The sequence below is a fragment of the Streptomyces sp. NPDC028305 genome, assembly GCF_055569495.1.
Genome location: NZ_JBVHTN010000007.1, coordinates 239,369 through 254,388, shown reverse-complemented (window position 1 = coordinate 254,388; position 15,020 = coordinate 239,369). Strand labels below are relative to the sequence as shown.

At 70.7% G+C, this 15,020-nt stretch carries 12 protein-coding genes and 3 pseudogenes; 5 read left to right on the top strand and 10 right to left on the bottom strand.

Features of this window, described 5'->3' with window-relative positions; genetic code table 11:
- Nucleotides 1–4: 4 nt before the first annotated feature.
- Together ACZ4WQ_RS30895 and ACZ4WQ_RS30890 are read right to left on the bottom strand one after the other, a co-directional pair.
- Nucleotides 5–2,161: an acyltransferase family protein gene (locus ACZ4WQ_RS30895; protein WP_385336723.1), complete on the bottom strand. Its 2,157-nt coding sequence runs from the start codon at nt 2,159–2,161 to the stop codon at nt 5–7.
- A gap of 1,010 nt (nt 2,162–3,171) precedes the next feature.
- Nucleotides 3,172–3,297 (bottom strand): hypothetical protein, encoded by a 126-nt coding sequence (locus ACZ4WQ_RS30890; RefSeq protein WP_398373661.1) that lies wholly within the window; start codon nt 3,295–3,297, stop codon nt 3,172–3,174.
- 14 nt (nt 3,298–3,311) lie between these two features.
- Between ACZ4WQ_RS30890 and ACZ4WQ_RS30885 the strand changes: the two genes are divergently transcribed.
- Nucleotides 3,312–3,698, top strand: coding sequence for a hypothetical protein (locus ACZ4WQ_RS30885; RefSeq protein WP_398373660.1), 387 nt, complete (start codon nt 3,312–3,314; stop codon nt 3,696–3,698).
- Nucleotides 3,699–3,870: 172 nt separating this feature from the next.
- On the opposite strand, the pseudogene ACZ4WQ_RS30880 reads toward ACZ4WQ_RS30885, so the two are convergent.
- The 3 genes and pseudogenes from ACZ4WQ_RS30880 to ACZ4WQ_RS30870 all read right to left on the bottom strand — a co-directional run.
- Nucleotides 3,871–4,623 (bottom strand): annotated as a pseudogene (locus tag ACZ4WQ_RS30880) (DUF4158 domain-containing protein); the annotation flags it as partial.
- A gap of 134 nt (nt 4,624–4,757) precedes the next feature.
- A pseudogene (locus ACZ4WQ_RS30875) lies at nt 4,758–4,874 on the bottom strand (IS5/IS1182 family transposase); the annotation flags it as partial.
- Nucleotides 4,875–5,146: 272 nt separating this feature from the next.
- Nucleotides 5,147–5,893 carry a DUF5919 domain-containing protein gene (locus tag ACZ4WQ_RS30870; RefSeq protein WP_311725369.1) on the bottom strand — a complete coding sequence of 249 codons (747 nt, stop codon included), beginning with the start codon at nt 5,891–5,893 and terminating at the stop codon, nt 5,147–5,149.
- Between the two features lie 752 nt (nt 5,894–6,645).
- On the opposite strand from ACZ4WQ_RS30870, the gene ACZ4WQ_RS30865 reads away from it, so the two are divergent.
- A complete protein-coding gene (locus ACZ4WQ_RS30865) occupies nt 6,646–6,873 on the top strand; it encodes a DUF7848 domain-containing protein (RefSeq protein WP_398373290.1) in 228 nt (75 codons plus the stop codon).
- Between the two features lie 179 nt (nt 6,874–7,052).
- On the opposite strand, the gene ACZ4WQ_RS30860 is transcribed toward ACZ4WQ_RS30865, so the two are convergent.
- The 5 genes and pseudogenes from ACZ4WQ_RS30860 to ACZ4WQ_RS30840 form a co-directional block, all read right to left on the bottom strand.
- Entirely contained in the window at nt 7,053–8,381 is a 1,329-nt protein-coding gene (locus tag ACZ4WQ_RS30860) for an MFS transporter (RefSeq protein WP_398373288.1), read from the bottom strand.
- Between the two features lie 187 nt (nt 8,382–8,568).
- Nucleotides 8,569–8,748, bottom strand: a pseudogene (locus ACZ4WQ_RS30855) (IS982 family transposase); the annotation flags it as partial.
- Nucleotides 8,749–8,814: 66 nt separating this feature from the next.
- Nucleotides 8,815–9,231: a DUF3995 domain-containing protein gene (locus ACZ4WQ_RS30850; RefSeq protein ID WP_385336711.1), complete on the bottom strand. Its 417-nt coding sequence runs from the start codon at nt 9,229–9,231 to the stop codon at nt 8,815–8,817.
- Nucleotides 9,232–9,428: 197 nt separating this feature from the next.
- On the bottom strand, nt 9,429–9,965 hold the full coding sequence (locus tag ACZ4WQ_RS30845; protein WP_398373286.1) for a TniQ family protein: 537 nt from the start codon (nt 9,963–9,965) through the stop codon (nt 9,429–9,431).
- A 117-nt stretch (nt 9,966–10,082) separates the two neighbouring features.
- Nucleotides 10,083–11,222, bottom strand: a complete 1,140-nt coding sequence (locus tag ACZ4WQ_RS30840; RefSeq protein ID WP_398373647.1) for an XdhC family protein — start codon at nt 11,220–11,222, stop codon at nt 10,083–10,085.
- A gap of 91 nt (nt 11,223–11,313) precedes the next feature.
- On the opposite strand from ACZ4WQ_RS30840, the gene ACZ4WQ_RS30835 reads away from it, so the two are divergent.
- Genes ACZ4WQ_RS30835 through ACZ4WQ_RS30825 form a run of 3 tightly spaced genes read left to right on the top strand, consistent with a single transcriptional unit; the run spans nt 11,314 to nt 15,016 of the window.
- Entirely contained in the window at nt 11,314–11,877 is a 564-nt protein-coding gene (locus ACZ4WQ_RS30835; protein ID WP_385336708.1) for a (2Fe-2S)-binding protein, read from the top strand.
- A complete protein-coding gene (locus tag ACZ4WQ_RS30830; RefSeq protein ID WP_311725362.1) occupies nt 11,874–12,875 on the top strand; it encodes an FAD binding domain-containing protein in 1,002 nt (333 codons plus the stop codon). The genes ACZ4WQ_RS30835 and ACZ4WQ_RS30830 overlap by 4 nt, the downstream gene beginning before the upstream one ends.
- On the top strand, nt 12,872–15,016 hold the full coding sequence (locus tag ACZ4WQ_RS30825) for a xanthine dehydrogenase family protein molybdopterin-binding subunit (RefSeq protein ID WP_398373283.1): 2,145 nt from the start codon (nt 12,872–12,874) through the stop codon (nt 15,014–15,016). The genes ACZ4WQ_RS30830 and ACZ4WQ_RS30825 overlap by 4 nt, the downstream gene beginning before the upstream one ends.
- The last annotated feature ends 4 nt before the right edge of the window (nt 15,017–15,020 follow it).

The window sequence follows — 15,020 nt, the reverse complement described above, 5'->3', positions numbered from 1 at the left end:
TCTTTCAGATGTGTCGCCTCAGCTCCTGTCGCAGGACCGGCGTCAGGGCCGCGACGTAGGACTCAGCGAGGTGGCTCTCGTCGCGGTAGACGAATGTGTCCCCCACGGTGACTGGGCACCTGCCGGTGGGCGGGCACAGCCAGCCCTTGGGGTCGATGACCGCGGCGCCGGTGCGGCGGGCCGCCGTCCGGGCGGCCGTGCGAACGGTCGGGGAACTGACCGCGGCGCGTGCGTCCGTCTCGCACTCCCGCAGCTCCAGGGGATGACGCGCCGCGCACTCGACGGCGTCACCGCGGGGCCAGGGATTGTCCAGCAGCACGATCAGCATGCCGGCGTCCCGGACCAGCCGCCTGTCGACGCGCTCGTATCCCCCCGTCCACTCCCGCAGCGGATCGTGCACGCGGTCCACCGGTGTGCCCGCCTCGGACGAGGAGGCGACGACGAGCATCGGGCGGAGCTGCGCGATCCGTTCCAGGGCGTTCTTTCGCCAGGTGTCGCACGCCGTGTACGGTGCGCCGTCGGCGACGATGGTGAGGTCGGCGGTCTTGCAGGAGGCCTTGGTCAACGACACCAGTCTCCATCCCCGTTCCCGGCTCAGCCGGTCCAGCGCGGGGAACCACTGCGCGGCGTGGGAGTCGCCGAAGAGGACGACGACCTTGTCGGAGGACCGGTCCCCGTAGACGCAGGCCGGCGACCGCGTGGCGGTCTGGTCGACGTGGCAGCGGTCGCGGTAGACGGCGGACCGCTGTTCCTTCACGTGCGGCAGGGCCGGGGCCAGGTTGGCCGGCAGTCCGGTCGCGGGTGTGCCGAGGAGCGCGGTCAGCCGGGCCTGCGGGTCCCGAGCCGCGGCCAGGGTCGCGCTCAGCTCCGGGGCGCGGGCGCCGGAGCTGAGCGCGGGAGGGAAGGACGCCGCGACCAGGGTGACGCACACGGCGCTCGCCGACAGGCCGAGGCCGAAGGCGATCGCCGTGGCGGGCTGGCGGCGCAGCCCGCCGTGGAACCGGATCGGGTTCTCCACCAGGTGCAAGGTCGCCCAGGCCAGCAGCAGGGCGACCGCGCTCAGGGCAAGGAGCAGCCGGGGGGTGGCCGTACGGTCCAGGGCGGCGGGGCCGAGCATCAGCACCGGCCAGTGCCACAGGTACCAGCCGTACGAGAGGCCGCCCACCCAGGTCGCGGGGCGGACGGCGAGCAGCCGTGAGGCACCGGAGGAGGACGGGCGGCCTCCGCCCGCGATCACCAGGACCGCTCCGAGCACGGGCAGGAGCGCGTGATGGCCGGGGAACGGGGTGTCGTCGTCGTACAGCACCGCCGCCGCGAGGATCGCGGCCAGCCCCAGCCAGGCGCCCGCGCCGGACACGACACGCGGTATCCGGGTCAGCGCTCCGGGGCAGAAGGCCAGCAGGCCGCCGGCTCCCAGTTCCCACCATCGTGTGTGAAGGCCGAAGTAGGCCCAGGAAGGGGAGGTCCCGGTCGTCTCCGCGCTCAGGATGTAGGAGAACAGGCACAGCGCGCCGAGCAGCAGCGCGCTCGGCCACGGGCGCCGCAGCACCTTCCAGCTCAGCAGGAGGAGCACGGGCCACAGCAGGTAGAACTGCTCCTCGGCCGACAGCGACCAGTAGTGCTGGAACGGTGACGGCGTGGCGTTCTGCTGGAGGTAGTCGGTCCCGGAGAACGCCAGCTCGACGTTCATGAAGTGTGCCGCGGCGGCCAGCGCGTCGTGCAGGAACTCGGTGTAACGGATCTTCGAGGCGAACAGCCGGCAGCCCAGGATGGTGACCAGGCAGACCAGGGTCGCGAGCGGGAGGATGCGCATCGCCCGTCTGCCGAAGAAGCGGCGAAGGGACAGCGTTCCGGTGCGCGCGGCCTCCCGCAACAGCCCGGAGGTGATGAGGTACCCGGAGATGACGAAGAAGACGTCGACTCCGGCGTATCCCCCGGCGGCGTGGGGGACCCCGACGTGCGCCGCGACCACCAGGCCGACGGCCAGAGCGCGCAGTCCCTGGATGTCATGCCGGAGAGGTGGGTCCGGCCGGTCGCCGGGATCAGGGGGGTGCCCCCTGTGCGAGCCGGCCGGTGGCGGCCCCGCCTGCCGTCGGTCCGGATTCTGTCCGTCCGGCTTCTTGCCCCGATCGGTACGGGGGGTCACGGATGTGTGCTTCACGTCCTGGACTGTCCGCCGGGCAGGAGGCGTTCCCGTGAACCGGATCACACGTCCTCATGGACCGGAGCAGGCGCCGGCAACGAACACCTCGCCAAGGACGCCGAAGCCGGTTCCTGCTCGGGCTGCTCCGCAAGGAGCCGGGCCTCGACGTCGTGGAAGACGACGTCAACGGCTCCACGGCTCCCAGGGCGTCGCGGTGCCGATCGCCAGGACGACCGTCGCCGTGGTCGGCGTGGCATCCACGCGGGCCGGGTCCGTGATCTGTGGCTCGTGGTCAACCCGGACAAGCTGCACGCGTGGACCGACGCCGAACCGGGCTGAAAACCTCTCCCGGAACCCCTTCCGGAACCTCTCCCGGGGCTACTTCACGACCGCGACCGTCGTCCCCGCCGTGCCGAACTTCCACACCGCGTCCCCGTCCGCCGCCTTCATCCGGACGCCGCCCGTCGTCGCGCCCGACTCGGGCGGCGGCGGGGAGGAGCCGTCGAGGGTATAGATGGTCCCCTCATCCCGTCTCCGGCCGAGCGAAGGGCACGGAGATCGCTGGTCTGGTTGCCCTGCACACTGTCGGCCTTCACCTTCGGGCAAGGTCAAGACCCGAGGCGCTAGGCCCAACGGGTGGGGGGTCACTTCACGTCCTGCGGCCAGTCACTCGGCTGTTCCAGCGTTGTCAGTTCTCATCGACAATTCCGAGCTGTTTGATCGCGAAGTGCTGCCAAGAACCATCGACAAACGTTGCTCACTCCCGCTTACGAAACCACACTCGTCGTCGGCGGAGCTCAGCGGGAGTCGGCCGACCTGCTGAGCTTCCCGCGCTACCGGTGGTCCGCGGGGTCGTTGTACTCCGGAAGGCCCGACGTCCTGGAGGGCCGGTGAAGCCGTGAGGAAGGCGCCGGGATGAGCGTGAACGACCCGTACGACGAGCTGATGCAGCACCTTCGGGAGGCCAGGGAGCGGTTCGCCTCCGACCGCGAGGGCGCGACGATGACCGTCCTCAAGGACGACGGGGTCTACCGGCACCTGACCTTCAGCTTCCCCAAGGCGTCCTGGAGCTGGAGCGAGGTCGTCACCTGGCCGCACATGCTCGTCCTGCGCGGTGACCTGGGCTGCTGGTCCTTCTCCCGCGTCGAGGACATGTTCGACTTCTTCCGTGAGCCCGAGGACGCTCGCCCGGATGGACCCGGCGTACTGGGCGGAGAAGCTGGTGCCCGGAGGCCGCGACAGCGCGAAGGCGTACGCCGCCGAGCGGGCCGCCGCCCACGTCCTCCAGACCGTGGCCGGGGCCGAGCGTCCGGGCCTGTCCCATGACGTCGAGGAGGTGTTCTTCGGCGATGCGGACCTGAGCACGGAGAACGGCCTTCGAGAGGCCGTGGCCCGCTTCGACGAGCGGTTCCCCCACTACGCCATCGACGAGAACTTCCGCTTCCCCGTCGACACCTGGGACCTGCACCGGTACAGCCCGTGGTTCCTGCTGGCCTGCGTCGTCCTGCCCTGGGCCATCGGGCAGTACGACACCGCCCTCGTGCCCGCCAACTGACCCGTCCGGAGCCCTCGAGTCCGGCCGCTGGGCCACTGCTCCCCATGGCGCTCGCCGTGGTGGACGCGGAGCTGCGCATCGCCGTGGGCCCGCAGAGCGACACCCGCCTGGAGGAGATCTTCAACGACGCGCACGCCGTCGTCGTCCGCGCCGCCCTGGAGAAGGAAGGCGCCCGGCCCGGCGACCGCGAGATTCTCGGCTCACCCATACCGAACGCGTCGATCTCCGCCGCCCGCTCAAGCGCCCACTTCATCTGCGGCCCGGAGATCCGCACCGGACCGCGCCGCAGCCGGTCCAGCTCCGACACCCGCGCGCCGGGCGGCACGGTCAGCAGGGAGTCGAGCACCGCCCGCTGCCCGGTGCTCAGCAGCCCGTAGAGGCTGTCCCACAGTCGCTGGTTCGCCGCCTCCCGCACCGACGCGACCAGCCGGGCGAGCGTCGTCACGCCGGGCAGCAGCACCCGCCGCTCACGCAACCACCCCACCGCCGCGTCGAACAACGCCTTTGGGCCCTCCCCGGTCGTCCACGCCCGCGCGTCCACCCACACCCTCAACTCGGCTTCCGCCTCGGCGAACTCCGTGTACTCCAGGAGCTTCCGCAGTTCACGGACGTGGGCCAGCCGGGTGTTCTCCCGGTCCCCGTACGCCTTCAGTGCCGACGCGTCCGCTATGCCGAGCTGCTCGGCGAGGTAGTCGACGACCTCCGGCGGAACGTCGGTCGGGTCGTCCAGGAACACCCCGAGGTAGCGCGCGGTCGTGAGCTGGGCCGCGAAGCCCAGCCGGTTGTGGGACCGCCGCTTGCCCTCGATCAGCTCCCGGTCCGCGTCGTCCAGGAAGAAGAAACGCTCCAACTCCGTACGGGACGGCGCCCCGCCGTAGGCCGCGTACGCGGCGGCTTGTGCATCCGTCAGAAACTCGACCGGCACCCCGGACCTCCACACAGTCAGTGATCAACACGACTGCCGAAGGCTCCGCCCCCGCCGAACCCCAGGTCAAAGCACTCTCAGGCACTCCACGGGCTTAGCGCCGGTTTTCGTTCCGATGTTCCTCAACCCCCGAACTGCACGCTGCCGCCGAACGCCCTGTGCTTCTTGCTGAACCACAGGTCGTTGCCGTTCTCACGGACGCCGGTGAGACGGTCCGACTCGATGAGCGTGCCGTCAAGGATCACGTGGGTCAAAGGCCACCACGGGCGAAACAGCCGGAACTGAATTCGTCACCGACGGTCCACCCGGCGCCTCCGGATCAATGATTGGAAAGCCAGCTTTCATCGATCCATTCGTGCACGCCACGGGCGCGGGCGCAAAGTCTGTGCCGTTCGGTGACTGGTCGCGTTACGCGCAGGCGCCATTAAGCGGTTTGCCGACTCGGCTACGCGACAGGCAGCAGAAAGGGCCCCAGCACTTCTCGCGTCTGCAGGATGGCACCGGGGCCCTTTTTGCGTTGTGACTACTGCATAGCGGGTGCGTGTTCTACCGGTGCGCCCCTGGACCACAATTCCTCTGCGTGCTCGGCGAACCGGTCAAACATGCCGCCGTCGCCATGCTTGCGCAAATGCAGAAGCGGAGAGTCGTGGCCGACCAGGCGTGCGAGATGCGGAGTGACCAACGCCTGATTGTCGAACCGAAAAACTGATAGCGAGACGTGATTAGCGGCATCGGCCGTTGCCGAGAACCGCGCCTCTATCCCCTGAACAGTGCCCAGCTTCGCGAGGTTTTCCAGCGTGACGCGAACGCGCGTGGAAACGGTAAGTGAGACATCCTCGATCTGTTCGCGCTGACGCGTTACTTCGCAGTCGGGGTTGCCCAGCAGGAATCTGACACGGCATCCGCTTTCTGCTTTACGTCGCAGTGTGCTTGCGAACATTGGTTGTTCCAGCCAGAGGAAATAGTTTGTGTAACCGGCGAAAAAGAGTTCATCCGAAGATGACGCAATGAGTTCTCCCCACACCGTCGATGGGCACGCCGAGCGATACGGGTAAGAGCGGATAATTTCCCGGTCGGCACCCGTTTTCACACGGTCTTTGATTGCCTTCGGCCAGATCATTTCTTCACTCACTCCCAACGCCATGCAGGCGTCCTCACGGTTCTGCGCATGTGGAATCAGGGCCGCGTCCGCGATCCAACGTTCGACCGTCTTTCCGGAGACCCCGACGCGTGAGGCAAGTTGCCGCGCCGACAGTTTGGCGTCTGCCATAGCTGATCGTAAGGCAGTGTTCAAGGTCTCTCCCTCGGACGTTTGGGCGTTCTTCAACGCTACCGCCCGAACCTCCCAACTGTCCCCCAGACGTGGGCGGATACGTCTTTAAGGGGTTGGCAGGCTGCCTGGACGCAAGGCCCCCGGCGACCGCGCGAACGGCCCCGGGGCGTGGCCGATCTGAATGGAGCAGACCGACATGCAATGCCTATCACGACTACCCGAACGGGTGAGAGAGGCCCTGTTCGGGCGACACACCCCCGGCAAGCACAACCGCGCCCACGTGGCACCCCCTGTGCGTGCCGCGCACGCGCTTGCCATGGTGCGCCCCTACCTGGTGGCGCATGAGAGGCGGCAGGAACGGCAGCGACACCCGCAGCGCATGCGTGCTCTCGTGCTGGCGACTGTGGGCGCCGACTTTCTGCCGGAGGTGCCCCGATGAATGACCGGGAACCGGCACGGCTACTGCCATGGCCATCCGAAGGTGGGAAACCGTGTTTCCTCGCTCCAGGTAGTGAGGGCGGGTTTCTCTGGCGGCTCGCTGACGAGATGGAAGCCGTTCAGCTCACCATGGGAGCCGAGGTGCTGAACCACGCACGGAAGATCCTCAGCGACCCCAAGGCTTCCGCGACCGAATTGCGTTACGCCGGCGCGCGGCTGTCCGAATGCCTGGGCGACGCTCTACGGGTCGCTGAGAGCAGGGGCGCCCGATTGCCCATGACGGACTGCCAGAGCGCCGTGAAGGTGTTTTCATGGTCCGCTCAGTGATGCGTTTCGTGCCGCACACCATCCGGCACGTGCCAGACGGCGGAGCCACATTCGAAGCGTTCTGCATCACGTCCGGCTGTGGTGAGGAATCCGGCCCGCAGGAGGAGCAGGAGGCGGCGCAGCAGTGGTGTCTACGCCATACCGGCCGGACCGGTCATGATCTCTTCCGCCGAGTGGTGACGGACCATGCGCGGGTGACGCGGGAGGAATAGGCGCCCGAACCGGCACCCCCGGCCGGTACGGGCCGCGCCCCCGACAGCCTGACTTTGACGGCTGTCGGGGCGCCTCGCTGCGTCCAGAGCATGCGCCGGACCATAACCCGGCGCCCAGTGGCGCACGATAGCCCATTCGGGCAGGGGCGGTAGGGGAACAGCCTGCGCGGGCGCCCGCCTCAGCCGGTGTAGCGCCGGAAGGAGGGCGCCGCGGCGGTCAGGGCGAGCATCGTGGCGACCACCAGCAGTCCGCCCGCGGCCACCGCCACCCGGGGGCCGAACAGCGAGCCGGCCGTGCCGTGCAGCAAATCGGCCAGGCGCGGGCCGCCGGCCACCACCACCGTGAAGACGCCCTGCATCCGGCCGCGCATGTCATCGGTGGCGGCCGACTGGAGGATCGCCCCGCGGAAGACCATGGAGACCATGTCGGCGACGCCCGCCACCGCCAGGAAGCCCGCCGCCCACCACAGTCCGGCGCTCAGCCCGAACCCGGTGATGGCCAGCCCCCAGACCACCACCGCGGCGCTGACCATCAGCCCGTGCCGGCGCGCCCGCGAGAAGGTGCCCGACATCAGCCCGCCGGCCACCGCCCCGATGGGGATCGCCGCGAACAGCAGCCCGAGCGCGAACCCTTCACCCCAGGGCGCGTACGTGCTCGACGCCAGCTGCGGGAACAGCGCCCGCGGCATGCCGAAGACCATCGCCACGATGTCCGCGAGGAAGGACAGCAGCAGCACCCGTTGGGCCACGATGTAGCGGAACCCGTCGGCTACCTCCCGCGCGCCGGCCCGCCGCCGGCCGGGCCCGCTCCCCTCGCCCTCGTCCAGCGGAGGCAGCGGAGGCAGCGGAGGCAGCCGCCATACGGCCCACAGGGTGGCGCACAGCGCGACGGCGTCGATCACATACAGCGTGGACAGCCCGATGAGCGGGATCAGCGCCCCCGCCAGCAGCGGCCCGAGGACCATGCCGGTCTGCGCCACGGTGGACTGAAGGGCGCCCGCGGCGGGCAGTTCCTCGGCGGGCACGAGCCTGGCTATCGAGGCGCTGCGGGCCGGGAAGTTGATGCCGAACAGGCCCTGCTGGGCGGCGAGCAGCACCATGAGCAGCGCCACCGAGTGGATCCCGGCGGCGGACTGCGCCCAGAACAGCAGCGAGATGACGGCGATGCCCACATTCGTGAACAGCATCAGCTTCCGCCGGTCCACCCGGTCGGCGACCGCGCCGCCCCACAGCGCGAAGACCACCAGCGGCAGCAGCCCCGCGAAGCTCGCATAGCCGACCCAGGCCGAGGAGCCGGTGAGGTCGTAGACCTGCTTGGGCACGGCCACCGCGGTCAGCTGACTGCCGACGGTGGTGACGGATGTCGACGCCCACAGCCGTCGGAACGGCCGGTGCCGCAGCGGCCGCACATCCATGACCCACCCCCGCCACCCCTTCCCGCCCGGCCCGGCGGGCTCGCTTTCGCTCGCCGGGCCGACTTCGTCGTCGGTGCTCCTCGCAGTGTCCACGGCTGGGTTGATTCCTCCTACATCCATTCCGGAAATGGGACCATTGTGTCCCCGCCCCAGCTCCGGTGCGGATCCATCTCACCCTCCGGCCACGAGGACGCCCATCTGTCCGCGAGCAACAGCGCCAAGGGCCCGGCCGGAAAGAGGAAGCGGCCTTGCGTGGCCGCGTTGATCGCGTCACCCATCAGCCGGCCAGGTCCGACCGCTTCACCGTCGGGCGGGACATCCCGCACGGTACCGGCGCGGAGTCGGCGATCCGGTGGGTGTCGAACCAGAAGTCCGTGTCCGCCGCCAGCATCCGTATCGCCCTTCTCACCAGGGGCAGCGCCGCTTTGAGGCGCTTGCTGTACCCGGATTGCCGCGGCAGAAGGGTGTCCAGGTCGTCGTTCACGCCACGATCTTGGACACCCTGTTCGTGTTCCGCGGCGCGCCGTCAGGCGCCACCGCTACTCGGGCCACTCGCTCTTCCGAACTGCCGTGCAGCCAGGCCGAAGACGAGACCGCCGACCAGGAACCAGGGATTCCAGAGCGCCAGCGTCCACAGCCGCTGTTCCGGGCTCACGTCTATCTCCCGGCCCACTGCGTCACTCAGCACCAGCACCTCGACGGCGATGCTGCGCACCACCAGCACAGCGCAGGCGCACCAGCCCAGGGTCTTGACCGCCCGTCCGGCCAGGCCATGAGGCCGTGGCCGGGCGAGAAGCCATCCCAGCATGCCGCCGACAAGGCACAGCATTCCCACACCCCACAAGCCCACCACCACGAACCACCCGGGGCGTTCCTCGGCCAAGGGCCCCGCCGAGACACTCAGGCCCCAGCTGCCGCCGAGCGCCCAGTAGAAATGAAGCACAGCGAAAGTGACCGCCCACGTACACGCGATACGCCCCCACCACCGAGGCGTTGTCTTGTCCTGCGGATCTTCATGCATAGCGAGGAGCATGCCACTGCCGTGGCGCGCAGCCGCCAGCAGCGCTGAGAAACCGGGACGCCCGCCATCCAGTCGGCCACCACATGCGACCGGACACATCAGACTTGATCGTCTAGTGGTCAGGCGGCTGTGTCGATTCCTGGTTGGCCATTATGTCGGTGAAACCCCTTGAACTGCATGAGCGGCGGGAGCTTGGAGCCCGCCTGGGCGTCGAACTTGTGGGCGGGACGTCGGCAGATGGGGCAGAGGTGCCGCAGGAAGGTGCGGTGATCGCGGCAGATGAAGCTGACCGCCAGACGCCATTCCGCCGCGTTCCAGGGGCCGCCGTGCCGCTGCTGGATCACGGACCCGTCCCCGGCGAGGCACTTGGGGCAGTAGCGCGTGAAGGTCGACAGGGCCCACGGGTCGATGCGGGTCCAGGTGAAGCGGTGCTGGGTCTGGACGCGCAGGGATTCGGTGACCGATGGGAAGCGTTCGCCATGCGGTTCAAGAGTCAGGGCGGCTGCCTCGTCCGTCGTGAGCCGGGTGCTGTGGGCGAAGCGCTTTGAGCGTCTCGGCGAGCTTGCGGACGAGCGGTTACGAGCGGTTCGTCGGCCTCGGGTAGGACGTGCCGGATCACCCGGCCGGTCAGTCCGACGTCGGCGGTGAGGCCCCAAGGCTCTGCTCTTCCACGGGAGGGGCCGCCTCGCGCGAGACGACCCAGCCCTCGGCCCAGGCGCGCACGATCCCAGTCTTCCACGGCCCCCGTAACGGGCTCTCTCTGTAGACGTGCATTACACGTGGTGGATCCTGCCCGTGCGCGAGGTCAGCCGGGCGCCGCTGCCGCCCCAGCGGTCGGCGACGATCTCGGCGGCGATGCTGACCGCGGTCTCCTCGGGGGTGCGGGCGCCGAGGTCGAGGCCGATGGGCGAGGACAGCCGGGCCAGCCGGTCCGCGCCGAGGCCGCGCTCGCGCAGGCGGCGCAGCCGGTCCTCGTGGGTGCGGCGGGAGCCCATGGCGCCGATGTAGCCGAGCGGGAGGCGCAGGGCGCAGTCCAGCAGGGGCACGTCGAACTTGGGGTCGTGGGTGAGGACGCAGACCGCGGTCCGTTCGTCGAGGCGGCCCGCCTCGGCCTCGGCCCGCAGATAGCGGTGTGGCCAGTCGGTCACGACCTCGTGTGCCTCGGGGAAGCGGCGCCGGGTGGCGAAGACGGGGCGGGCGTCGCAGACGGTGACGCGATAGCCGAGGAAGCAGCCGATCCGGGCGAGTGCCGCCGCGAAGTCGACGGCGCCGAAGACCAGCAGCCTGGGCGGCGCGGCGTGGGCGGAGACGAACAGGGTGAGCTCGTCGCCGAGGGGCCGGCCGTCGTAGCCGTGGCGCAGGGTGCCGGTGCGCCCGCCGGCCAGCATGCCGCGCGCGGCCTCGGCGGCGGCCGCGTCCAGCCGCCGGGAGCCGAGCGTGCCGGTGGTGGTGTCGGGGCCGACGACCATGCGGCGGCCGAGCCTGGCCGCGGGGTCGGGGCCGGCCACGGCCACGCAGGTGACTTCGGCCACCGGCGCCCCGGACCGGACCGCCGTGGCCACCTCGCCGAACTCGGGAAAGCCCGTGGGGTCGATCCGCTCCACGTAGACGTCGATGATCCCGCCGCAGGTCAGTCCGACCGCGAACGCGTCGTCGTCGCTCACCCCGTAGCGCTGGAGCACTGGTGTCCCGGAGGCGATGGCCTCCTGGGCCAGTTCGTAGACCGCGCCCTCGACGCAGCCGCCGGAGACGCTGCCGACGGCGGAGCCGTCCGGCCCGACCAGCATGCTCGTGCCCGGCGGCAGGGGTGAGGAGCGCCAGGTGTCCACGACCGTGGCGCGCGCGAAGGGCTCACCCGCGCGCCACCAGCGGTGCGCCTCCTCGACCACGCGCGGCGGGTCGCCCCCCGTCATCTGCGCCCCCGACATCCCCGCCCTCGGCAGTTCGGGCTCTGGCATCGCTGATGTTCCCTCAACTCATGTAAGAGATTGATACATTGGATGTATGAGCCTCTCACATTCGTCTCCGAGTAGCGACATCACCTTGCGGATCAACGGCGAGAAACACGCTCTGACCGTGGACAACCGCACCACCCTGCTCGATGTGCTCCGCGAGCGGCTGGGCCTGACCGGCACGAAGAAGGGGTGCGACCACGGGCAGTGCGGCGCGTGCACCGTCCTGATGGACGGGGACCGGGTGAACAGCTGTCTGATGTTCGCGGTGGCGGCCGAGGGGCGGGACATCGTCTCGATCGAGGGAGTAGCAGATCTGGCAAGCGGCGACGGGCTGCACCCGGTGCAGCGGGCGTTCCTCGACCATGACGGGCTCCAGTGCGGCTACTGCACACCGGGCCAGATCTGCTCGGCGATCGGGGCGCTCGGCGAGGCCCGGCGCGGCTGGCCGAGCCAGGTGACCGAAGACATCGCCTCCGCCGCGGGGGTCGGCGCGCTGGACCACGAGGAGGTCCGCGAGCGGATGAGCGGCAATCTGTGCCGCTGCGGCGCGTACGGCGGCATCGTGGAGGCCGTCCTGGAGGCGGCGGGCACGGACGGGGGCGGCGCGCGATGAGGGAGTTCGCGTACGTACGGGCGGCCGACGCCGACGAGGCGGCCGCGCTGGTGGCGGACCGGCCCGACGCCGTGTACCTGGGCGGCGGCACCAACCTGGTGGACCTGATGAAGCTGGGTGTCGCGGGGCCGGGCCTGGTCGTGGACGTCTCGCGGCTCGACCACGACCGCGTCGAGCACCGCGACGACGGCTCGGCGCTGATCGGCGCCGCGGTGCGCAATGGCGAGCTGGCCGGCGACCCGGGGGTCCGGCGGCGTTTCCCGCTGCTGTCGCAGGCGCTGCTGGCGGGCGCGTCCGGGCAGCTGCGCACGGTGGCCACGGTGGCGGGCAATCTGATGCAGCGCACCCGCTGCGGCTACTTCCAGGACGTGACCAAGCCCTGCAACAAGCGCCGGCCGGGCTCGGGCTGTCCCGCGATCGAGGGCGCGCACCGCGAGCTCGCGATCCTCGGCACCTCCGAACACTGCGTGGCGGGCCACCCGTCCGACATGGCGGTGGCGCTGGTCGCGCTGGACGCGGTGGCGCGGCTGCGGTCGGCGGACGGCGGCGCGCGCACCGTCCCGGTGGAGGAGCTGTATGTGCTGCCCGGCGACACGCCGGAGCGCGAGACCGTGCTGGAACACGGCGATCTGATCACCGCCGTGGAGCTGCCGGCGCCACCGCCGGGCGCGGCGATGGCCTACCGCAAGGTGCGCGACCGCCGCTCGTACGCCTTCGCGCTGGTCAGCGTGGGCGCGGCGGTGAGCGTGGACGAGTCGGGCCGGGTGGCGGACGTACGGATCGCGCTCGGCGGCGTGGCGCCGCGCCCCTGGCGGGCCAGGACGGCGGAGGAGCTGCTGCGGGGGCGGCGCCCGGACGAGGCGACGCTGCGCGAGGCCGCGCGGGCGGAGCTGGCCGCCGCCCGCCCGCTGCCTGACAACGCGTTCAAGGTCGACCTGACCATTGATCTGATCGTCGCCGCCATCCGCGACCTGGTCGCGAGGAAGGACCGCGCATGACCACCGTCGAGCAGACGATCGGCGCCCCGCTGACCCGGGTGGACGGCCCCCAGAAGGTCACCGGGGAGGCGCTGTACTCCTATGAGTTCCCGACCCCCCACATCACCTATGTCTGGCCGGTGCAGTCGACGATCGCCCGCGGCCGGGTGACGGAGGTGGACGCGGCCGCGGCCCTCGCCCTGCCGGGCGTGCTCGCGGTCCTCGACTCCGGCAACGCCCCGCGGCTGAACGCGGACGCCGAGGTCAGCGCCGACCTGTTCGTGCTTCAGTCCCCCGAGGTGGCCTACCACGGGCAGATCGTGGCGGCGGTGGTGGCCACCTCCCTGGAGTCCGCGCGCGAGGCCGCGGCGGCGGTGCGGCTGAGCTACGCGCCCGAGCCGCACGATGTGGTGCTGCGCGCGGACGACGAGGCGGCGTATGTCCCCGAGCGCGTGACCGACGGCGAACCCGGGTTCCAGGAGCGCGGCGATGTGGAGCGCGCCCTGGCGGCCGCCCCGGTGCGCACCGACGCCACGTATTCCACTCCGGTGGAGCATCCGAGCCCGATGGAGCCGCACGCCACCATCGCCTCCTGGCAGGAGGGCCGGCTGACCCTGCACGACTCCAACCAGGGCCCGCGCTTCGCCGCGCAGTTGATGGCCGGGCTGTTCGGGCTCGACCTGGACGCGGTGGAGGTGGTCACCGAACACGTCGGCGGCGGCTTCGGGTCCAAGGGCATTCCGCGCTCACCGGCCGTTCTGGCGGTGCTGGCCGCCCAGGTCGTACGGCGGCCGGTGAAGATCGCGCTGACCCGGCAGCAGATGTTCGCGCTGGTCCCCCACCGGGCGCCGACGATCCAGCGGATCCGGCTCGGGGCCGAGCGGGACGGCCGGCTGACCGCGATCGACCACGAGTCGGTGCAGCCGCGGTCGAGGATGCTGGAGTTCGCCGACCAGACGGTGTCCTCGACGCGGATGATGTACGCGGCGCCGGATGTCCGCACCACCGTGAAGGTGGCGCCGCTGGACATCATGACGCCCGCCTGGTTCCGGGCGCCCGGCCACACCCCGGGCATGTTCGCGCTGGAGTCGGCCATCGACGAGCTGGCCGTCGAGCTGGGCATGGACCCGATCGAGCTGCGCATCCGTAACGAGCCGGAGCTGGACCCGGGCACCGGCAAGCCGTTCAGCAGCCGCAGCCTGGTCGAGTGTCTGCGCGAGGGCGCCGAACGATTCGGCTGGGAGCGGCGCGATCCGGCGCCGGGGGTCCGCCGGGAGGGGCGGTGGCTGGTCGGCACCGGCATGGCCGCCTCGCACCACCCCGACTACACCGCGCCCTCCACGGCCACCGCGCGCGCCGAGCCGGACGGGACCTTCCTGGTCCGGATCGGCGCGGTCGACATCGGTACGGGGGCGCGCACCGCGCTGACGCAGGTGGCGGCGGACGCGCTCGGGGTGTCCCCGACGCGGCTGCGGCTGGAGATCGGCCGGGCGTCGCTGGGCGTGGCGACGTTCGCGGGCGGTTCGATGGGCACGTCCTCGTGGGGCTGGGCCGTCCACAAGGCGTGCCGCGCGCTGGTGGAGGAGATGCGCGGCTACGCGGGTGTCGTCCCGGACGGGGGCCTGGAGGTGGTGGCCGACACCACCGAGGACCTCCAGGAACGGGCGGACCTCTCACGCCACACCTTCGGCGCGCAGTTCGCCCAGGTGCGGGTGGACGCCGACACCGGCGAGATCCGCGTCGACCGGATGCTGGGGGTGTTCGCGGCCGGGCGGATCCTCAGCCCCACCACGGCCCGCTCGCAGTTCCTCGGGGCGATGACGATGGGGCTCTCGATGGCGCTGCTGGAGGTCGGCGAGGTGGACCCGGCGTTCGGCGACTTCGCCAACCACGACTTCGCGGGCTACCACATCGCCGCCCACGCCGACGTCCCGAAGCTGGAGGTGCACTGGCTGGACGAGCGCGACGACCGGCTCAACCCGGTCGGCGGCAAGGGCATCGGCGAGCTGGGCATCGTGGGCGCGGCGGCCGCCATCGCGAACGCCTTCCACCACGCCACCGGCGTGCGGGCGCGGGATCTGCCGATCCGCATCGAGCGGTCGCGCGAGGCCCTGCGGGTCATGCGCGACGGGGCCGGAGAAAACCGAACGGATATCCGATAAGGTC